Source organism: Pseudosulfitobacter sp. DSM 107133, from assembly GCF_022788695.1.
Classification (GTDB): Bacteria; Pseudomonadota; Alphaproteobacteria; order Rhodobacterales; family Rhodobacteraceae; genus Pseudosulfitobacter.
Window position 1 is genome coordinate 735,460 of sequence record NZ_CP085154.1, and the last position, 19,894, is coordinate 755,353.

At 55.6% G+C, this 19,894-nt stretch carries 15 protein-coding genes; 10 read left to right on the plus strand and 5 right to left on the minus strand.

The genetic code is table 11. The features are described from left to right. Positions 1-42: 42 nt before the first annotated feature. Positions 43-1,779 (minus strand): N-6 DNA methylase, encoded by a 1,737-nt coding sequence (locus DSM107133_RS03645; protein WP_114293445.1) that lies wholly within the window; start codon positions 1,777-1,779, stop codon positions 43-45. Positions 1,780-1,799: 20 nt separating this feature from the next. Then, positions 1,800-2,075, minus strand: coding sequence for a hypothetical protein (locus DSM107133_RS03650; RefSeq protein ID WP_114293578.1), 276 nt, complete (start codon positions 2,073-2,075; stop codon positions 1,800-1,802). 276 nt (positions 2,076-2,351) lie between these two features. Between DSM107133_RS03650 and DSM107133_RS03655 the strand changes: the two genes are divergently transcribed. Next, positions 2,352-2,792 (plus strand): hypothetical protein, encoded by a 441-nt coding sequence (locus DSM107133_RS03655; RefSeq protein WP_114293446.1) that lies wholly within the window; start codon positions 2,352-2,354, stop codon positions 2,790-2,792. Between the two features lie 304 nt (positions 2,793-3,096). Here the strand turns inward: DSM107133_RS03655 and DSM107133_RS03660 are convergent, their stop codons facing one another. Then, positions 3,097-4,260, minus strand: a complete 1,164-nt coding sequence (locus DSM107133_RS03660; RefSeq protein WP_114293447.1) for a hypothetical protein — start codon at positions 4,258-4,260, stop codon at positions 3,097-3,099. Positions 4,261-5,773: 1,513 nt separating this feature from the next. Between DSM107133_RS03660 and DSM107133_RS03665 the strand changes: the two genes are divergently transcribed. The 8 genes from DSM107133_RS03665 to DSM107133_RS03700 all read left to right on the plus strand — a co-directional run bounded on the left by DSM107133_RS03665 (position 5,774) and on the right by DSM107133_RS03700 (position 14,411). After that, positions 5,774-6,019: a hypothetical protein gene (locus DSM107133_RS03665; RefSeq protein WP_162792022.1), complete on the plus strand. Its 246-nt coding sequence runs from the start codon at positions 5,774-5,776 to the stop codon at positions 6,017-6,019. Between the two features lie 3 nt (positions 6,020-6,022). Further along, complete coding sequence (locus DSM107133_RS03670) at positions 6,023-6,916, plus strand: hypothetical protein (RefSeq protein ID WP_162792023.1); 894 nt, start codon at positions 6,023-6,025, stop codon at positions 6,914-6,916. 111 nt (positions 6,917-7,027) lie between these two features. After that, the gene (locus DSM107133_RS03675; protein WP_162792024.1) at positions 7,028-9,229 is read left to right on the plus strand and encodes a Mu transposase C-terminal domain-containing protein; all 2,202 of its coding nucleotides are present in this window, start codon (positions 7,028-7,030) and stop codon (positions 9,227-9,229) included. 25 nt (positions 9,230-9,254) lie between these two features. Next, positions 9,255-10,253 (plus strand): TniB family NTP-binding protein, encoded by a 999-nt coding sequence (locus DSM107133_RS03680; RefSeq protein ID WP_114293451.1) that lies wholly within the window; start codon positions 9,255-9,257, stop codon positions 10,251-10,253. A 2-nt stretch (positions 10,254-10,255) separates the two neighbouring features. After that, positions 10,256-12,100 (plus strand): TniQ family protein, encoded by a 1,845-nt coding sequence (locus tag DSM107133_RS03685; protein ID WP_114293452.1) that lies wholly within the window; start codon positions 10,256-10,258, stop codon positions 12,098-12,100. A 487-nt stretch (positions 12,101-12,587) separates the two neighbouring features. Next, positions 12,588-13,019 (plus strand): hypothetical protein, encoded by a 432-nt coding sequence (locus tag DSM107133_RS03690; RefSeq protein ID WP_114293453.1) that lies wholly within the window; start codon positions 12,588-12,590, stop codon positions 13,017-13,019. A gap of 49 nt (positions 13,020-13,068) precedes the next feature. Continuing rightward, positions 13,069-13,995, plus strand: a complete 927-nt coding sequence (locus DSM107133_RS03695) for a sensor histidine kinase (protein ID WP_114293454.1) — start codon at positions 13,069-13,071, stop codon at positions 13,993-13,995. Between the two features lie 203 nt (positions 13,996-14,198). After that, positions 14,199-14,411: a hypothetical protein gene (locus DSM107133_RS03700; protein ID WP_114293455.1), complete on the plus strand. Its 213-nt coding sequence runs from the start codon at positions 14,199-14,201 to the stop codon at positions 14,409-14,411. A gap of 164 nt (positions 14,412-14,575) precedes the next feature. Here the strand turns inward: DSM107133_RS03700 and DSM107133_RS03705 are convergent, their stop codons facing one another. Next, positions 14,576-15,076 carry a hypothetical protein gene (locus tag DSM107133_RS03705; protein ID WP_243253581.1) on the minus strand — a complete coding sequence of 167 codons (501 nt, stop codon included), beginning with the start codon at positions 15,074-15,076 and terminating at the stop codon, positions 14,576-14,578. On the opposite strand from DSM107133_RS03705, the gene DSM107133_RS03710 reads away from it, so the two are divergent. After that, positions 15,068-17,476 carry a Mur ligase family protein gene (locus DSM107133_RS03710; RefSeq protein WP_243253582.1) on the plus strand — a complete coding sequence of 803 codons (2,409 nt, stop codon included), beginning with the start codon at positions 15,068-15,070 and terminating at the stop codon, positions 17,474-17,476. The two genes, DSM107133_RS03705 and DSM107133_RS03710, sit on opposite strands and share 9 nt — an antisense overlap. Positions 17,477-17,570: 94 nt before the next feature. Here the strand turns inward: DSM107133_RS03710 and DSM107133_RS03715 are convergent, their stop codons facing one another. Continuing rightward, a complete protein-coding gene (locus tag DSM107133_RS03715) occupies positions 17,571-19,814 on the minus strand; it encodes a BapA prefix-like domain-containing protein (protein WP_243253583.1) in 2,244 nt (747 codons plus the stop codon). Positions 19,815-19,894 lie beyond the last annotated feature (80 nt).

A 19,894-nucleotide genomic window follows, 5' to 3' on the forward strand; every position in this document is an offset into this window, starting at 1 on the left:
TCGCTGATAGATTGAAATGCCCCATCTGCAAGAAACTGTGGATTATGAATCCTTTATTGGGTTTGAGCGGTTCAGTAGACGATGCGGCCAACCTCGGCCCCGCACATCCACCAGTTTCATTTTCAGCGTATCAATCCGATTGAAGATGGCTTGCCTCTCGGCAAAGCTTTCCTCAATTGCCCGAACGGTTTTCTCATCAGGCACTGGAATGGCGAAGCTTTTGAGGTCCTTCATCGCGATCGTCTGGATGGCAGCGCCGCCGGCGATCGACTTGATGTAATCCTGGACGGTGTCGTTCGAGAGATACTCGTAAAGCGCCAAGCTGCTCATGTTCACGCGCTTCTTCGGGCGGAGGATCATCAGAGACTGACCAGCCGTCCAGATCGTCTTTTCCCCTTCACGCGGGACATCATTGGGCACCAGGCCCACGACACCGACGGTGCCTTTGATCGACAGGAGCACATCACCAGGGCGGAGTTGTTGATTGAAGGCCTTGTTGTACTTCGCCCGATCTACGGTGATTTCTCGCTTGGGAGTTGAGATGAAGCCTCGTTCATTCACGTCGCCGGGTGCGGCCTCGAATAACTTGTATTCTCCCTCCTCGTCGGCAGAGATCGTGACTGGGCGGACCAGGTCAACCGCCTCCGAGAGCTCGGCTACATCGCATTGGGCGAGCAGCGCATCGATTTGTTCACGCGTGCCGACGTTCAGATATCGCTCCGGCACGAGAACGGTGTTGTTTTCGATGATCTCGTCGCGTGTCACATCCCGTGCGAGTGTCCTGTCATCCGGTGCCTCGCCCTTCAGGATGTCGCTCCACGAGACGTCATCCAGAATTTCTGCGCGACCGCGCCGGCCTTTCTGAGACAGTGTTCCGTGCCCCAGATCAATGAAGCGCACGGCATTGGAAGTCGCATCTGCGGCAGAGATGACAAGAAGGCTGGTTTTGACCCAGGTATTGGCAAATATCATGCCCGACGGTACACCCATGACGGCCTGCAACCGGCCGCTGTCGAGAAGGGCGCGTCTGGCAACTGGCTCAGTCCCAACCATGCGGAACAATTCGCCCTCTGGAACGCACAGGATCACGCGACCGCGGGTGTTCTCGATGGCATCTGCAATTGAGACGGTTTCAACATTGAGACGAGCTTTCCGCCCTTCTTCGAGCCCCAGAAGCCCGAGTGTACGATTGGGAACGGTTGCCAGGTGCTTGATCGGCATCATGAATGGGGGAAGCACGACCTCAACATCTGCGTCGCCAGATACCTTGCGTTCCCAAGGCCATGCGAGCTCGACCGTGATGATGTCCTCCAGGTCAAGCGCCGTAGCCATGTCCCGCATCAACTGGCATTCTCTCTCATTGATCCAGGTGAACCGGACGCTCGGGGTTTTCCCTGCAAGTGACATGCGGTGTGCATAGGTGAGGCAGGGTACGAAACTTGCCACATGGGAGAAACGCACGCTCATCGCGCCATCGATCATGTCGATGATCTGCTCTACCGCTTCCTCGCGGAGCCAGCCAAGATCAGTTCGCTCCGCCGCGGGAGACGCGAAGAAGCTGGTCAGGGTGCGAAAGCGTTCCACCGGCTCCAGGGCCAGGAGGGCCTTCGCGGACCCTTCGAGGAGCGGCAGAACCTCCCTGTGGCGGGGCTGGCTGACTGTGATTTCGTCCAACGATCCGCCGGACTTCAGTTTAGCGGTTATGGCGACGAGAAGCGCGTAGGCCTCTTCGGGTCGCATGGCGTCACGCGTTTGGTGGAGTAGGTCTTGGATTTTCATGCTTACCTCAGAGGTAGGGCTTAACTATTTTTGGCGAGCTTAGCGTTAAAGCTGTTCTTGTGGTAGGCCGTAATCAGGTGGTCGCCATCTGCCACCACAACGATGCCGCCCTTCTTACGGGCGTCCGAGAGCATCTTCAGCCTGCGCTGAAGGTCACTCATTTCTTTGTCGATGATTTTCGAAGAGAGGACGAACCTGTCGCCATCTATGTCGCCGAGGTCGAGTGTTAGGTCGATCAGGTCCTTGCGGATGCCGCGCTGGTTCATCCTGGTGGTGATGTGGTGGGTCAGGTGCATGTGGTGCCTCCAAGGCTCATGAGGCATGTATAAAGCGAACCTCTCTTTGTTGTCAAGGCAAAAATCAATAGTCAGGATTTAACTAAATTTTGTGAGGGCAATTATGTAGGCGCCGAAACTGGCAGTTCTTGCTGCGAGAGTGGGCAGCTTTGACGCGATCCGGCGGGTTAACTGAATCCGCTTTGCCCGGTCGCAGTAGGCGGCTCTGACACAAGGGATCTATTGACGTGCCGTCTGTCGTGGATTTCAAGGTGCGAGCAGAAGGAGAACGTATTGATGGTCGGAGAAAAAGACATCCAGGACAAACTGGCAAAGCTTGAGACGCTGTTTGCACGGGGTGCTACAGCAGGCGAACGCGCGGCGGCGGGTGCGGCGCGCGATCGCCTACAGGCCTGGATCGACATTGAGCGAGGCGGAGAGGGTGAAGCCGAGACCGAACTGCAGTATTCGCTTCCGGATGTCTGGTCGGTCCGGATATTTGTGGCGCTCTGCCGCAAGCATGACATCAAGCCTTATCGCTATCCTCGGCAACGACGCACAACAGTGATGGTCCGAGTAAATCAATCAACCTTCGAGAGCACCGTTGGAGAGGAGTTCCGCATACTGCACAGGGAACTTACCACATATTTCGGCGATATGGTCGATCACCTAATTGCTGATGTCATGAAGTCGGATGGCGACGACGAGACACTTGAGCAGCGTAAGCTGTCCCGCTGATACGGCGCGCTGGGTCTGTAACTGCGGTTCGATATCACGCAACAGACCCGGAACGGGGTCTCCTATTTCAGCCTCAATACAACCTCTTACCCCGCCGCTCCTCAGTTGGCATCGGCCGCAGCCCCGTGAGAGCTGCGGCTCATACTTCCATTCTGCAAAGCATTGTTGCGAGGAAGTTCTCAAGCCTGTGGATACCGTCTTTCGAGTTAAGTTCCGCCATGTTGTGAAGGTAGGCGAAATGCACCATTGGCATTGGGGCCGCAAATGGGCCTCGCTGCTTCTAGTTTGCTGCGAAGCCCAATGCTCACTTACTTTGATCGCGCCCGGTTGCACGAAGAACGACTCCGTGCTCTTCGTAGGCATCGAGCATCATCTGCACATACTCGCTTGTGCTCGTCGTGATGTGTCCCAAGTCAGGCCAGGCGAAGGGAAACGTCATACTGGTCACCGCGAACTCCAAGCTCACACCGAGCTTGTCTGCAACTGCAATCGCGGCTTCAGGGTCTTTGTCTTCAGACCAAAGGTCTTCGTCGAAGGTGATCCAGGCATCATTATCATCGTCGACATTGATCTCCGCCAGCATGGCACCGAGACGCTCCCCTGGCGTGTTCGCATCTTCAAGCAGGGCGATGCGAAGTAGCAAGGAAATGCTCTGCTCATCCAGCCGTAGGTTTGGCCGAGAGTCCACCACTTCGACTTTTGGCTCTGGCAGCTTGCTGTCCTTGGCATGTTCAAATGCGGTCGGTTTCTGATCGTTGCCGTCCAGCCACCATGGAGACGAGAAAATATCCATAGGTGACGCATTGCATCTTGGACAATGCCACAAATTCTTAGCGATTTGCGCCCCCGTGATCTTGCTGTCGCAGTGAAGGCAAAACCACTCTGCTGCGCCATCGCCATAAAGGGGATGAATAACTTCGCCTTTGGCGTTTGGCTTGGTAGAGCGCCGCGGCCAATCCGAGGCGATTCCAGCGCGGGCCTTCGCGGCCTGTGTGCCGGCAACTTCAACCGCTTTGCCGACAAACCCGGGATCATTGGCTGGACTGATCTTTTTGTGCGTTGTCTCGATCTCGACCACTGGCTGCGATAAATCAGCTTCGCCTATGAGAATGCGCCACCCTTCGCCTTCCATGCGAATATCACCGAGGAATTCGAAAACCTGATAAGGGTGACCGTCGATCTCACCGACCTGGATCGGCTCTCCAACTGGCCGCGACATACTCTGCTCAATGAAATGTGGCCTGCCCTCAAGAGAAGGGAAATGCTCGCGAACAAAAGCATCAACCTTTCCGAGCTCGTCCTCATCGGGCCTCCAGCCTTGGTCGGCCTTGACGGCAAGTGCCTTCCAATGCGGAAAGCTCAGCTTCGTCGCAATCACATTGAGAGCGTCGATGTGATTTGAACGCGAGGCATGTGCAAATCGCTTTGCCAGCAATTTTAATCTGTCGATTTCATTCTTGTTGATCATGGTTCAGTTCCCAAACAGGGATCCGATTAGGTGCCCGCTACTAACCAGATCCGGCTATTGGTCTGGGTGCTCATTCAATGTTGAAGTGCTGCATAGCTTTGCGTGGCGGGCACACCGGCATGCACTGAATGCCACGGATAGGTTGCCTGAGATTCCATCTCCCGTCAACAGACCCTATGCCGCCTTAAATTATGGATCCCGCCCGTCGCGGTACGGTCTGGAAGACAGGGCTTTGGCTGCGCTTGCGAATTTGTAAGCTCGACGGACACGATCCTTGTCTCAAGTGGGCGTGCAATGACCTTGTCCTTCCAGACAAGAACTTCGCGGCCCAAATGGTGAGATCCCAACCTTTTCAAGAATTTCAGGAAAATAATTTTCCGGAGCTTTCGACCGTTTTTCGCAAAACCAAAAACCTAAGAAAAGAAACTGGCGAACTTCCCTGCCAGGGACTGGTTGGGAGCGACCGACCTGACAGGGAAACTTCTGCCCCATCGCTGCAAGAGGGCGCAATCCTCGGAATTCAGTCTGTTCAAGATTGTTGCACACGGGCCACGGCTGTGGATCGGGCGTGATTTCCCAGCTCACCTAACCTTGTCGGGTGGCTAAGGGCTTCTCTATGTTTTGTCCAATGACGCAAAAACACTCACATATCTCGCTTCGGGTCATACCGCTCATATAACTTGAGCCCGTCCAGCTGTGTGCAACGCGGTTGGTCTCCGAATTCCGAGAATGATGAGCGTAATTATGACTGTCGAACACCCGACCAAAGCGTTTTTCCGATTTTGCCCTGAAGTGATCTTGCTGTGTCTTGGATTGAAACGAATCCTGGCCTGGCATCCTGCGGAATCAGTCTGCCAAAAATGGATGGTGATTCTTTATCTTAGAAGCCTTTCGGCTTTGAAGTTCGTTTGCCAATGGCTGTGTTCAGAATCAGATTTGGGCGGTTCAAGATGCGAATGGCATTGCGAAAACAAGAAGGGACTAAACCGTATTTTGTGTATTCCGGAAGTGAAAGCTGCAGTCGACTACAAGGGAGTGCGGTATTCGAATTGCGAAAAAGGACATTGGTTTTCCTTTTCGCGCTATTTCCCACCCACCACAATAACCCGTAGCTAAATTTATGTAAGATCTGGTGACCACCGAAACACCTGCCTAGGTATTGGTCATCGCTGAAACGGCAACCACGGAACGAAGGAGAACACGATCATGTAGCCCTGAAACGAAGAGAGCGATCTGCGTCAACAGATCGCCCCCTCACGGGAAGACCACAGTCCCCCCTTACTCAAAGAAACCTTAGCACCTGTGTGCGACAGTTTCAAGGACAAGGATCTTCCCGAGACATGCAGACCTTCTGCCCGGCCATCCTCCATGGCCAATGGGACAGGTTTGCCAAATGGTCCTTGAATTGGTGATGCGGAGTCCCGCCCCACCTTGGGTCCGAACGGCAGATTTTGAGGGTCATACACTTTCCGACCGACCGGGGAGTGCAATCTGATCACGGAAGAAAAACACGATGTGTATTCATTTTCGCAACGTCCGGCCGCAACAGGCTATTGGCCCGCACCCTACTTCGGAAGCTCCTCTAGTCGAGGCTTTTCATGCCTCGGATCAACATGGCGTCTTCGACGGGAAGAGACTGTTTAAAAATATGGCGACGGTAGAGCGTTTCTTCTCTCAGTTCGACGAATTTCTGTTGGCGGAATTGGCTGCTTCGGTTCCGCCCGGTGAACACCATACTGCACGTAAAGAGGGGCTTTGAGCCATGTCGAAGAACACTGATCTGAACGAAAATCTCATGGGTGATTTGGCTCAACCCTCTTCTGTATTCGAGCACAAGCCACTTGGTGTCGAGTTCAACTGGAAGACCGCTGAAGAGCATGGGATTGCTGCCCTGCCTGACACGCCTTCGGGCATTGTTCTGCCAGGTGCATCTCAGGCTGGCCGAAATGTGCAGCGCGCTTCATCTGCGCATTGCATTGGGCACACGGTTTTGGGCGACAATGATGGATTTCGCATGCAAGGTGAAAGCGGCTTGGAGATCAATCATTTCTACGTCCTGAACACGGTGAAGAACATCGTAAAGATGCAAGAGCAGGTGCGGTTTTACTTCGGCTGGGATCCCAAGAAGCAAAAGCAGCATATTTTTGATGTGTTTACGGTTCTCGAAAACAAGGAACGTATCGCCTTTGCGATCAAGCCGGAAATCCGCCTGAATTCGACGAACAAGGAAAAGCAGGATTTCGAAGAGCACATGCAGGCTGTGGCTTGGTGGGTCTTTGAGAAGGACTTCGCGGATGATGTCCGCATTCTGACCGAAGCGGATCTCGACCCAGTGGCATTGCACAATGCGAAAGTATTGGCTGCTGTTCGGGAGCGTGATTCAGATGCGGATCTCGCTGCCATTAACGAGGTGCGAAAACTGCCCTCGGGAGGCGGCTTGAGCTTGCGTGAACTTACCCTCGCCATTGGCATGGGCGCACGCGGTTACCGTGCCCTGATCCGACTTCTTCGTAGTGGGGAAGCGCGTCTTCAAGCACTGGGGCGTATTGGTCCCCAAGCAGTGATTGTGAACGTTGCTGGCAGCAAGATGATCGACCACATGCCAGATCGCCCAATGCTTTTCGCGCAACCGCAGCCGTACCAGACAGCGGCTTAAAACCGAAACCTAAACGATTGATTTCGCCACCTGCGCACACCTCCGTGCGCGGGACCGGCATCCCCTTGCCCAATGACGGGCACCAACCTTCGCCAGAATAGGAGAATTCCCATGGCTAAAATCGAACAAACCTCCCTCGTCTTCAGCCTCGACAAAGACCATGAGTACCTCATGCGCGCTGCGAACTGGGGCTACGCCTACCAGACCAATGGTACTGTCACCTTCTATGCCATCGATGATCCCCACAAAAAGGTCACCTACGATTATGGCACGCTAAATCGGATGAACGCCAGCGGCCAAATCGAAGTCCGGCCCTATGCCCTATTGCCGGAAAGCCTTCGCCCGGTTCAGGCGAATACACTCGATGATGTGTTTATTTCTGCACTCAGCCCTGCCAAACGGAAGCGCCTTAATCACTGCGTGGCAATGGTGCTTTCCTACGAAGAAATGAAAGCGCGTAAGGCATTCAAAGTGAATGACGACGCAATCAATAAAGCGATGCCGACAATCCGTGATAGGGCCGAGGTCTACCTGGCGGAAACGCTTCCCGATCCGGAAGTTAGTAAGAAATGGGCTGTGTATGAGCGCGGTGAAGGGCCCAAGCCCAAGTCGAAAGGCAGCGTCGAACTCCCGGATAAAGTTTCGGCCAGCACACTCCGCAAATGGGCGGCTGCGTACAAGCGCGGCGGAAGAAAGGCACTTATCGATAATTGGAACAAGCGCGGAAACCACAACAGCTATTTCTCAATGGACGAAATGGCATTGCTCGCGAAGGTGGTGAACAAAGAGTACATGACTCGCCAGCGGAAAAGCATTCCAGTGGTTTTGGCTGATGTTAAAGCGGCGTTCAAAACGGAAAATGACCGTCGGGAAAAGGAAGGGGAGGTCAAACTTCGCGCTCCAGGTCGGGATGCGCTTAGAAACTTTATCAAGCGACTGAACAAATTTCACATGCTGGTTGCACGTCACGGGCGCGAAGAAGCCATGAAGAAGATGCGCCCGACAAACAAGGGACTGGAAACCCTTCGTCCGTTCGAACGTGTGGAAATGGACGAGTGGAGAATCGACCTTCTCACGATTTTGGTAGAAAGCAAGCTTCACTTAATGTTCTCGCCGGAAGACCTGGCAGCGATGGGCCTTGATGGCGCATTGAAGCGCTGGTGGATGGTAGGCGCCATTGACTGCCGGACCAACTGCATCGTTGGCCTGGCCTTGGCACCCAATCCGAAAACCAGCAGTGCCATCAAATGTCTGCGTATGATCGTCAGCGACAAGGGTAAGTTTGCCGACGAAATGGGGACTTTGGAACCTTGGTCGATGTTCGGCACACCTGAAACGCTCTATGTCGATAACGGCAGCGCTTTCAGGTCAGCTCGTTTCACAAACGTCTGTGCTGACCTCGGAATTACCAAGATCCAGACGATTGCTGGTCAGCCGTCCATGCGGGGCAAGATCGAACGGACTTTCGGCACACTGAGCACCACCCTGCTGCCGCGCTTGTCCGGTCGTACCTTCGGGAGTGTCGTCGAGCGGGGAACGCATCCATCGGAAAAGCTCGCCTGCCATGCCATCGAGGATCTGATCTACGCATTGGTCCGCTGGGTTGTAGATGTTTACCACAACACCCCGCAGGAGTCCCTTGGTCTGCGCACACCGTTGGAGCAATGGCAGAAAGATCTTGAGGATGGCAACTACCCTCTGATGTCTGCCCCTACGGTCCGTCGCAAACGTATCGCTTTTGGGCTGCCACTGCAACGCGAGTTGCAAAAAGACGGCATCCGCGTCCTGAACGTCCGTTACCAGACCGGCGACTTGGCGGCCGAGTATCTTAAGCATGACAAGCATCCGGTGAATGTGCGGTGGTTCGAAGAGGACATCGGTACCATCGAGGTGGAATTGGGTGACGAATGGATTTCCGTTCCAGCGGTCTGTGACAAGTTTCAGGGGGTCGACGCAACGACCTGGGTCGCAACCCGCCGGGCTCTGCGTCAGAGAGATGAGAAGCGCATGGAGTGGGAAGAGGATGTCATCGCTCAGACGATCGCTGACATCGAGGCTTTGAACGCCGAGCGCAAAGCTGCGTGCAAGATTATTGACCACGGCTGGACTCCTGATCGCTTCAAGGCTGTCGATAACGAAGCCATGGCCAGCTTCAGTATTGTTGTTCCTCGCGAGACCAAAACACCTGCTTCCGATGGCTTCGGCCGCTCTGTGGTACCCGTTTCGCAGCCCAAGCCTTCGGTTTTGAAGGATACGGACGCTGGGACAGCGCAGACTGAGGCGCCTGCCGATAGCTGGATCATGCGCGACTGAACCCCATCACAATAGGAGTAAGACTATGTCTCTTTCGAGCAAAGAAATCGCCGCGGCAATGAAATCGTTGCGCAGCACCCACATCGTCACCGACCGCGACCAGGCCTTTGAGAAACACCTGCGTCTCAAGTTCGAGCTTGATGAGGAAGGCGAAATCACCCACGAACCTGTGCGCGTCACCGGGGGCACTGAAACCGGCGGCATCGCCTTCATCGAAGGATCGGGCGGTGGCAAGACCACGGCGATTCTGGAGGTTTTGCGCAATTTTGCGCCTTTGGCCCTCAATCCCGAGACGGATGCGCCGCGCTATCTTCATGTGAAAGTGGAGTCTCCAGCGACCCTTCGCAGCCTTGGCGTCGATTTGCTCAAGAAGTTAGGTGTGGACACGGTATCTGACCGCGCTCGCGTCTATGATGTTTGGGACATGGTACGTCATCGCTTGAAAGTGGCGGGCGTAACCCTGCTCTGGATCGATGAGGCACATGATTTGTTCAAATCCGGATCGGGAGCCGAGACAGAAAACATGTTCAAAATGCTGAAGGGGCTGATGCAGGGTGATCATCCCGTAGTCCTTGTTTTGAGTGGGACGGAACGTCTGTCAGCAATTACGAGCATTGATCCGCAAGTAAACCGCCGGTTTTCTAAGATCCGGCCTGCGCCAATGGCTTTCGGTGTGGATAATGCGCGCATCAAAGGCTTGATTCAGGGTTATTCCAAGAAGGCCGGGCTGCAGGTCGCCATCGACGACGATACTATCAACCGGCTGATCCATGGCAGCCGCTATCGGTTTGGTCGGTGTGTCGTTTGCATTATCGAGGCCATTGAGTGTGCGCTGTACGATGGAGCCCCTACACTGGAGGCAAAGCATTTCGAGGATGCATGGGGCACGCGTGAGGGCTGTTCCATCGACCAGAACGTATTCACTTCAACCAATTGGATGGCGATCGATCTTGAAGATCAGGGTGAAGAGATTACCGAGATGCCAGTCGTCAAAAAGAAAATCAATCGGAAGAAGGCTGCCTGATTATGACGATGCTCCCTGCGCTTCCTACGATCACCGGTGAAAGTCTGACGTCCTATGTGAACCGTGTCGCAAGTTTCCATGCCGATATGGATGTTTTCAAGTTCCTCGCTTTCATTGAGCTATCTCAGGGAGCGGTCATGGCCCCCAAAGCGGAGGTAAGGGGACGTTTGTCGTTTCTGCTCGGGTTGCCATCTCGCGAGATTGAGAAAATGACTTTCGTGCCGTTGGGTGGTCGAATGCGCAATTTTTGCGGTGAAGAGGTTCATTCCGAATTCGCCAACCTGGACAAGACGAGCTATTGCCCTGCCTGCTTGCTCGAAGATGGCAAATCCAACAGCCCTTCTGGCGGTTTTCGGGTGGGACGGATCCATTGGCGGATTGAACATATCCGCACTTGCGAAGCGCACGGGATCGGATTGGTGCGTCGTAAAAACACAAATCACACAGAGAAGTTTCAACTTATGTCCGCCGTTGCACCCGATGACAAGGCATTGTCGTCGATGGTTAAAAACGCCCCCAAACAAAATGTGTCAGCCCTCCAGACCTACATCACCGAACGTTTGGCAGGGAAGCCAGGGCCGACGTGGCTCGACGGACAGCCGATTGATCTGGCCGCGCGTGCCTGTGAAATGTTGGGTGTTATTTTCTCGGCCGGAACTCATGTGAACCTGAAACTGCTGAGCGATCCTGAATGGAACGACGCAGGGCATGTCGGTTTTGGCTATGCTGCGCGCGGGGAGGCAGGGATTATGGAAGCCCTCCAACTGGCTATGGATCGTTTCAACCAAGCGGGTCTTCGTGGTGGGCCGCAGAAGGTGTTCGGACGTCTTTATCAGTGGCTGCAGTTCAGTAAGACCAACAAGGCGGTTGGTCCTATCCGTGGTATTGTGCGCGAATTCATCTCGGACAACTTTCCACTCGAAGTTGGCAGTGATCTTTTTGGGGAAACTGTAGTACGCCAACGTGTACATTCCGTTCACTCCCTCGCAAAACTGACCGGAGGTCATCATAAGACCATCAACCGCGCGATGATCTTGGCCGGGCTCTTGGACGGTGATCCCGAAAGACCATCAGCAAACAATGTCTTCGACGCCAAAGCGGGCGAATGCCTGATGGAGCGTATTCGGACGTCAATCCCCGTCAAACACTTGCCAGAATACTTCAATTGCAATCGGGTTCAAGCCGAGCAACTGGTGCGTACGGGGGTCATTCCGCGCCTTGTTCCCGACACCGAAAACGCTAACGGCGTGCTGAAACAGGTCGCCTTAGAGGATGCAGACGCATTTCTCGCGGACTTGATGGGAGCAGCGACAGAGACTGAGCTGGCATCCGAGGGGGTAATGGATATCGTGTCGGCATCCGAGATTGCGCGCTGGCCAGTCATTGATATCGTCAATGGCATCTTGGCAGGGTTGTTCGGCACAGTTGAGCTCGTTGATCCAAGTTTGAAATTCAAAGGGATCCTTGTTGACCCCATGGAGGTTCGCGAAGCCTTGTCGCGTGAAAAGTCGGAGGGCCGGGGCGGTCTTGATGAAGGTGCGCGGATCATCGGTATGCCAAATCATGGCCTCTCGGCTTTGGCCAAGATGCGCAATGTGGATGGGTCTCCCTTTGTGGTTGAGCACTTCGTGGAGAACTCCAAGGGCACGACGATCCGGTTGTTTGATTTGGAAAGCCTTGAAAGCTTCCGCTTGGATCATGTCTCATTGAAAGAGATTGCGGAGCAGCAATCATTTTCTTCTAAGGTTATGAAAATGAAATTGGATGTTCATGGCGTAGTGCCCCTGGCACCCAGATATGAACTTGGTCGAGTATGGTATCGGCGCAAGGACTTGCCGATCTTCTGATCCTGAAAACATAGTCCAGATCAATCCAGGTCGCCTTCGGGCGGCTTTGTTTATTGGTTTTTTGCGAAATTTTTTTGGCAGTTTTATACCCACCCGAGTGGCGCCTGTGTCTGTCAGGCATGAAAAAAACTCAATGAAATCAATGCCCGTTTTTCCGGGAATGTCCTTCAATAGGCCGTTTTTTCATAGGCCCCATGAAATAATGTCCATTCCCGGGGTTTCTTGACCTCTCGACACAGATCAAATGACCACCGGAAGCGCTGCTTTCGGTGGTTTTCTATTTTTATCAATGACTTATAAGATTTTCGCAGATATCGTATCTGACTGGAGCTGAGACCAGGCAGACGTCCAGCACCGGCTTGAACCGCGGGCTATTTGTTCCCTATGTGTTTTCAAGGTTCCGGAGCCTTTCATCCCAGTCTTTCAGGCCTGACCGGCCCGAGAGCATTGCCGCGGCCCTCGTGCCGCGCCTTGAAAGGACTCCAAAATGACCCGAGCAACAACCACGATCCCGTTCAGCAAGATCAGATTCATCGACAAAGTTCCGCGCCTGTCGGATCTGACCGAACGGCTCACGCAGAAGCTCTGGCAGATCCGCATTGAGCAGAACCGTCATGAACCCCACAGGATGTCCGACGGGACACCGCATAGCTCTCATGTCCTGATCGTCGGCGCCGATACGGCCAGGATCAGGCGGCGGGCGATGCGGTATCTCGAGCGGCTGCATAGCTCCACCGGAACCCAGCATCTGCCAGAGCGCGACGCGGCTTTGCTGACGCCGTTGCGCGACGGTCTGCCGGTTACCCGGATCGTGACCGAGCACGAGGCAGACGAGATCGCTGCAGCGCTGCACGCAGCGGCCTTCTTGAGATGTTCTCGCCGGAAGGCCGGACAGCGATGGGCCTTGATGGCGCATTGAAGCGCTGGCGCCCAATCCGAAAACCAGCAGTCCCATCAAATGTCTGCGTATGTTTGTCAGCGACAAAGGCCAGTTTGCCGACGAAATGGGGGCTTTGCATACTGATCCACATCAGCATGGTCTAAATAATATGGAATCCGGGAAAGCTCCATTCTTCGACCCTGATCTGTATCAGCACGCGCGCTCAGGACTGTGCGCATATTTCGCGAAGAGAATAGGCGTACTCTGCGGTGGTCCAACTGACCCAACAGGGCACGCGGGATCAAAAGGGCATGGCAAGGTTTATCTGATGCAATCAGGAAACGAACAGATGGATGTGGATACAAAAATCACTGATACGCAGTGCCATGCCTGTCTTCGCGTCGCAGAAGCCGATCACCGCATTGCGAACCATCTCGCGATGTTGGCCAGCTATGTCCGGTTGAAAAGCTCTAAACTGGTTCAGCGCAAACCAACGATCACGTCCGAAGAGGCTCTTGTTGTGGTCAAGGCCATCGGCCTGCAGATTGATGCCGTATCCCATCTGCACCGGTTTCTGGCGCGGGATGATACATCCGATAAAATGGAGCTTTGCACCTATCTGGCGACGATCTGCGCCGCATTGCGTTCAGCGGTGGATGGAGATGTCGATATCATCGAGAGTTTCGACAGAACCTGCGTGATTCCGCCGAGCTATCTTCTGCCTGTATCCCAGATCGTCACCGAGATGATGACCAACGCGATCAAGCACGGCAAGGATCCGTCCGGCCAAGTGAGCCTGCGTGTCTCCTGCCGACATGACGCCTCGGGCTCGATTGTGATCGAGGTTTGCGACAACGGGCCTGGCCTCAAGACGCAACCCGATGCGGTTAAACAACAGGGTTTGGGATTGCGGATTGTTGAAACTCTGACCGCCCGGGTCAACGGCACCATCGCCTACCGCTCGGGACCCACTGGGTTATCCGTCCAACTGACGGTGCCGGACGTCCACGGATAACATCAAGGCATCGGACTCAAAACGACGATATCACAACGCAGTCAGGCCCTGGACCCACGAATCCTGGAAGTTCAGTTTGACCGCTGGTCGCGCATCCCGGAATGGGCGCGGATTTCTGGCAATCCCTCCCTTGCCTGATCAGGCCAGCTGGCTACGTTAAGACGTCACGTTTACACCGAAAATCCCATCAAAGACGAGGTCCGATGCCATTTCCAGCCGCGATTGCAGTCCTGTTCCGTCGGGCTGAGACCGTCACTCTAATAGTCATTTTGTTCATCGCTGCTGCGCTCTGGACCTTTGTAGCTATTGCTGCGGAGATGCTTGAGGGCGATTTGCATGCTTTCGACGAGGCGGCTCTGCTGGCGCTGCGCTCGCCCGGCAACACGGCACACCCGATAGGGGCTGGATTCTTATGAAAAACAACGACCTGCCTCAATTGTTGGATGCGCTCGCTGTGCGCGTCGTTTCATTGCCCGCGCCCTATCCGCGTTTTGTAGTCTTTGTTTCCGCGACTGATGGAAATAGCCGCGCCCGTGTCAGGACGGTCACGGCTTCTACGCTGGCTGAACTGCGCGCGCGGTTACAGGAAAAGGGGCCCCGGCAACTGCTTGGCGCGCGTCATGTGCGTCTGGACTGGGCAACCTCGGTGCAGGCGGTTTCCTTTGCCACCTACAAAGCCGCGTTGCGGAAGGTAAAGCGCAACTACAGCCGCAAAGGGGTATCGCTGGATGCGGATTTTCAGCACGCGATAACCGAAGGTGAGCTGAACGGAAGTGCTTTGTTTTACAAAGGTGCGCAGGTTCCGCACTGTGAAATGAATCTCAAGAATATCGAGCTCTATTGGAAAAGACGTTTTGGCAAGACCTTTGAAACCCCAAAAGAGTCTGACACCGTTTATCTTTTTTCGTCTGATGGTCTGTTTCGTGATCGTGACAGCGATGAAATTCACAGGCTCATGCCTTCTGGCCCCGATGGTGGGCGGCGCATGTTTGATCTGGCCCAATCCGGCAATCTCGATTTTCTGATAGGTGAAAGCGCCGGTTATCTTGCGGCGCAGGTAAACGAGAACGGGATGTTTCACTATGGCAGGCATCCGTGCTTTGACCGTCCGATCGACCATTACAACACGCTTCGCCATGCCAGCAGCACCTATGCGCTGTGCGAAGCCTATGAACTGCTCCAAAGCGATGACCTGCGTGTGGCCATTGATCGGTCTTTAAGGCGGATCGCGAAAAACCTTGTCAAATACAGCAAGGGGCCGGGCGGTGTCGCTGCTTTTCTGATGGACACAGGCAAAGAGGTAAAACTCGGCGGCAACGCCGTCGCCATTCTGGCCTGCTGTAAATTTTTCGAGGTGACGGGGGATAAAACCGTACTTGAACTGGCGCGTCGGCTGGGCAACGGCATTCTGTCGATGCAACGAACGGACGGCAGCTTTGGTCACATTCTGGATGCCGATACGCTGACCCTGAAACAGGATTTTCGCACGGTATATTATGACGGAGAGGCCGCGTTCGGGCTGATGCGTCTGTACGGTGCCACGGGCGATGTGCGGTGGCTGGATGCGGCCCGCAGCGCCGTCGACTATTTTATTGCCAAGGATTATTGGCAGTACAACGATCATTGGCTGGGCTATTGTATTAACGAACTGTCGCGTCATCACACCGACCCGAAGTACATCGCTTTTGGTATACGCAACGTCCGGGATTACTTGCCCTTTATCCGCGAAAGGATCACCACCTTTCCGACCCTGCTGGAACTGTGTTGTGCCACCCGTCTGCTGGTTCAACGATCCTTGCAGGATGCGTCGCTGGTCCCGGTGATTGACACGCTGGATCTTGATAGGTTCCGCGCGGCGATGGAACATAGGGCCCAGTATCTGACAAACGGCTTCTTTTTCCCCGAAGTTGCGATGCACTTCCGAAACCCGGCCTCTGTCACCGGAAGCTTTTTTATTCGCCATCACGGGTTTCGGGTGCGCATCGACGATGTGGAACACTACCTCTCCGGATTGATTGCCTATCGGTCCTATCTGAAAGAGCGCGACAGCTTTATCGACCTTTGCGATCAGCAAAAACGTCGACTGGCCGACAGCACCGTGCGCCATGCCCGATGGTCGACAACATACATCACCGACCTTCTGCAAGGCGCAGAATGGCTGCGCCCGCCCACGTCCGCGCTGGAACTGAACGGTGTTTCCACCTTCGCGCCAAGCTTTCGCGCGGATGATATCGTGTTTGCGCGGCATCCTGACGACAGGTTCGGCATTCCGTACAAAGAGCTTGAAGAAAAACAGATTGTTCCACGCCTCGCGATTGTGAGTCACAACGACGGGGCTTCTGTTGACGCGGATTCAGTCTTGCGCGTTCCCGATATGCGCGCGGCGTTGATTGCTTTGGCGAAAGATGCGCGCAGATCGTTCAACGGGCCGGTCATCGGTGTGACGGGGAGTGCTGGAAAGACCAGTGTTACGTCAATGATTGCGCATTGTCTTGGCGCGGTCGGTAAGGTTCACGCAACCCGGTTCAGCGCCAATATGGTGCGCGGGCTTGCCTGGAACCTGTGTTGCACCCCCACGGATGCGCAATATTGTGTTCTGGAAATGGCCATCGGACAGATGCAGGAAAACACGCGGCTGGCACGACCAGATGTCGCTGTGTTCACCAACATTCATCCCGCACATCTGGTCCATCACAAGAATACGGGCACGATAGCAGAGAAAAAGGCGCGCATTTTTTCCGCAATGCCTGACGACGGCGTGGCAATCCTGAATCGTGATATGAATGAATATGAGATTGTTGAGGCTGCTGCAAAAGCCAGGGGGCTGAAGATTGTGACCTACGGGTGGTCGGATGCCTCAGATATTTTTCCGACATCCCCGGACCCGACGGCAACCGAGGTCACGCTAAGCGTTATGGGGGAACACCATGTCGTGCCTATCCCTGGTGCGGGGCGCTACGCGGTTGAAAACACGATGGCTGTCAGTGCTCTCGCCAGTGTGTTGGGGCAGCCGATCGCGCCGGTGCTAGGGCGTCTGACAACTTTTGCAAAAGATATCGGGCGCGGCCAGATTGTCGAACTGGCCACAACCGGGCGACCGGCGAAAATACTGGACCATTCCTATAACGCGAACCCGGCTTCGATGCGGGCGGCGCTGAACGAACTGATTGCGACGCCCTGCAATGGCAAACGGATGGCGATCCTTGGGGATATGGCAGAGCTTGGCGAAGAAAGTCGGGCGCAACATGATGCGCTTATCAGTCTTCTCAAGGAAACTTCGCTGGACGTCGTTTATCTGGTAGGGGAAGAGCTGAAGGCGAGCCTTTTTTCGGACGGCGATGACGGCAGGTTCAAAATCTTGGATCTGGAAGATTTTGGAACCATCCTGAGCGAACAGGTTTCCCCGGGGGATGTCATCCTGGTGAAAGGCTCGAACAGCACGGGCCTGTTTCAACGCCTTTCGAAGTTTAGAAGACCCTAACCTGACTGCCGACAGCTACGGGGCAGGGACGCCTGTAAATGAAACAAGCCCCACAATGCATGTGGGGCTTGCGGTTGATTGGTTGATCTAGTGATCAGACGATGTCGTCCTGGACACCGCCCAGACCGCCAAGCAGGCCACCAACGAGGCCACCCTCACCGATGACACCGTCGAGCAGCCCAGTGTCGCCGCCGAGGATGCCGCCAACGAGGCCGTCTTCACCGATCACACCGTCGAGCAGCCCAGTGTCGCCGCCGAGGATGCCGCCAACGAGGCCGTCTTCACCGATCACACCGTCGAGCAGCCCACTGTCGCCGCCGAGGATGCCGCCAACGAGGCCGTCCTCACCGATGACACCGTCGAGCAGCCCACTGTCGCCGCCGAGGATGCCGCCCACAAGGCCGTCTTCGCCGATGACGCCATCCAGCAGCCCGCTGTCACCGCCAAGCAGGCCATCCAGAAGACCACTCTCTCCGCCGTCCCCATCTGTGACATCACCAAGCAGTCCGGTTCCCAGCAGATCGCCGACCAAACCATCAGCGCCGGTCACATCCGACAGGACACCATCGTTGCCCACCAGATCGCCAAGCAAGCCGTCCGAACCTGTGATATCGCCAAGGATGCCATTGTTCCCGGTGACATCACCAAGCAATCCTTCATCGCTGACAATGCCATCGAGCAAGCCAGTGTCGCCGCCGAGGAGACCGCCAACGAGGCCGTCCTCACCGATCACACCGTCGAGCAGACCAGTGTCGCCGCCGAGGAGGCCGCCAACGAGGCCGTCTTCACCGATCACACCATCGAGCAGACCAGTGTCGCCACCGAGGAGTCCGCCCACGAGGCCATCCTCACCGATGACACCGTCGAGCAGACCAGTGTCGCCACCGAGGAGTCCGCCCACGAGGCCGTCTTCACCGATGACACCGTCGAGCAGACCAGTGTCGCCACCGAGGAGACCACCAACGAGGCCGTCCTCACCGATGACACCATCGAGCAGACCAGTGTCGCCGCCGAGGAGACCGCCCACGAGGCCGTCCTCACCGATCACACCGTCGAGCAGACCAGTGTCGCCGCCGAGGAGGCCGTCAACGAGGCCGTCCTCACCGATGACACCATCGAGCAGACCAGTGTCGCCACCGAGGAGGCCACCAACGAGGCCGTCTTCACCGATCACGCCATCCAGCAGGCCACCCTCGCCGCCGTCCCCGTCGGTGGTGCCAAGCAGTCCGGTTCCCAGCAGATCGCCGACCAGACCATCAGCGCCGGTCACATCCGACAGGGCACCTTCGTTGCCCACCAGATCGCCAAGCAAGCCGTCCGAACCTGTGATATCGCCCAGGATGCCGTCGTTTCCGGTGACCGCTCCGAGCAGCCCTTCATCGTTGACAACACCATCCAGCAGACCGGTGTCGTCGGAGATTGTGCCGTCACCGATTACCGGTTGACCCAACAACTCTTCGCCGGCGTCACCCAGGACGCCATCGCTACCGAGCAGGTCACCCAGCAAACCATCCGAGCCAGTGACTGCGCCAAGAAGCCCGCCATTCCCAGTTAGGCCGCCAAGAAGCCCGTCGTCTGAGATAAGCGGATCAAGAAACCCTTGTTCGCTATCCGCATCCGCATCCGCATCCGCATCCGCATCCGCATCCGCATCCGCATCCGCATCAGCGTCGGCATCCGCGTCGGCATCCGCATCCGCATCCGCGTCAGCATCGGCATCCGCATCAGCGTCGGCATCCGCATCCGCGTCGGCGTCAGCATCGGCGTCCGCGTCCGCGTCAGCATCCGCATCCGCGTCGGCATCCGCATCAGCGTCGGCATCCGCATCGGCGTCAGCATCCGCATCGGCGTCAGCATCCGCGTCGGCATCAGCATCCGCGTCAGCATCGGCGTCGGCATCTGCATCTGCATCCGCGTCAGCATCGGCATCCGCGTCGGCGTCAGCATCGGCGTCGGCATCGGCGTCGGCATCTGCATCCGCGTCGGCATCAGCATCAGCATCAGCGTCGGCATCCCCATCATCACTTCCACCGCCGGCAGACATCGCCACACCCAGGCCAGCCAAACCGGCTGCCACAAGACCCGCCATCTCTTCGTCAGTCAGACCATCAGTCTGCGCCGCACCCTGAACCCCGCTCTCAGTATCATCACCCAGCGTCAGGCTGTGCAAAGATCCGTCCATTGCGGGTTTGTAATAATCCTTAATGACGATGTTATCGCCATTTTTCAGCTCGACCGTCAGCGTATCACCCTTTCGGCTGTAGCGTGCGATGTCTGACTGAACCGCGTCGATGCGAATGTTGATCTGTGGTCCGGCTTGTAGAACGGTATCGGCCATGGGGTATGTCCTCTTCGCACCCCACAAAGAGGGCGGCATTGGTTGCAATCTAAAGTATGTAACCACATCTTTAGTATGCC

Excerpts from the sequence above, each read along its gene's own strand:
- DSM107133_RS03670 (WP_162792023.1), top strand. The coding sequence starts at position 6,023 with ATGTCGAAGAACACTGATCTGAACGAAAATCTCATGGGTGATTTGGCT.
- DSM107133_RS03690 (WP_114293453.1), top strand. The coding sequence starts at position 12,588 with ATGACCCGAGCAACAACCACGATCCCGTTCAGCAAGATCAGATTCATC.
- DSM107133_RS03685 (WP_114293452.1), top strand. The coding sequence starts at position 10,256 with ATGACGATGCTCCCTGCGCTTCCTACGATCACCGGTGAAAGTCTGACG.
- DSM107133_RS03660 (WP_114293447.1), bottom strand. The coding sequence starts at position 4,260 with ATGATCAACAAGAATGAAATCGACAGATTAAAATTGCTGGCAAAGCGA.
- DSM107133_RS03675 (WP_162792024.1), top strand. The coding sequence starts at position 7,028 with ATGGCTAAAATCGAACAAACCTCCCTCGTCTTCAGCCTCGACAAAGAC.
- DSM107133_RS03700 (WP_114293455.1), top strand. The coding sequence starts at position 14,199 with ATGCCATTTCCAGCCGCGATTGCAGTCCTGTTCCGTCGGGCTGAGACC.
- DSM107133_RS03695 (WP_114293454.1), top strand. The coding sequence starts at position 13,069 with ATGTTTGTCAGCGACAAAGGCCAGTTTGCCGACGAAATGGGGGCTTTG.
- DSM107133_RS03665 (WP_162792022.1), top strand. The coding sequence starts at position 5,774 with ATGTGTATTCATTTTCGCAACGTCCGGCCGCAACAGGCTATTGGCCCG.
- DSM107133_RS03680 (WP_114293451.1), top strand. The coding sequence starts at position 9,255 with ATGTCTCTTTCGAGCAAAGAAATCGCCGCGGCAATGAAATCGTTGCGC.
- DSM107133_RS03710 (WP_243253582.1), top strand. The coding sequence starts at position 15,068 with ATGTTTCACTATGGCAGGCATCCGTGCTTTGACCGTCCGATCGACCAT.
- DSM107133_RS03645 (WP_114293445.1), bottom strand. The coding sequence starts at position 1,779 with ATGAAAATCCAAGACCTACTCCACCAAACGCGTGACGCCATGCGACCC.
- DSM107133_RS03655 (WP_114293446.1), top strand. The coding sequence starts at position 2,352 with ATGGTCGGAGAAAAAGACATCCAGGACAAACTGGCAAAGCTTGAGACG.
- DSM107133_RS03715 (WP_243253583.1), bottom strand. The coding sequence starts at position 19,814 with ATGGCCGATACCGTTCTACAAGCCGGACCACAGATCAACATTCGCATC.
- DSM107133_RS03650 (WP_114293578.1), bottom strand. The coding sequence starts at position 2,075 with ATGCACCTGACCCACCACATCACCACCAGGATGAACCAGCGCGGCATC.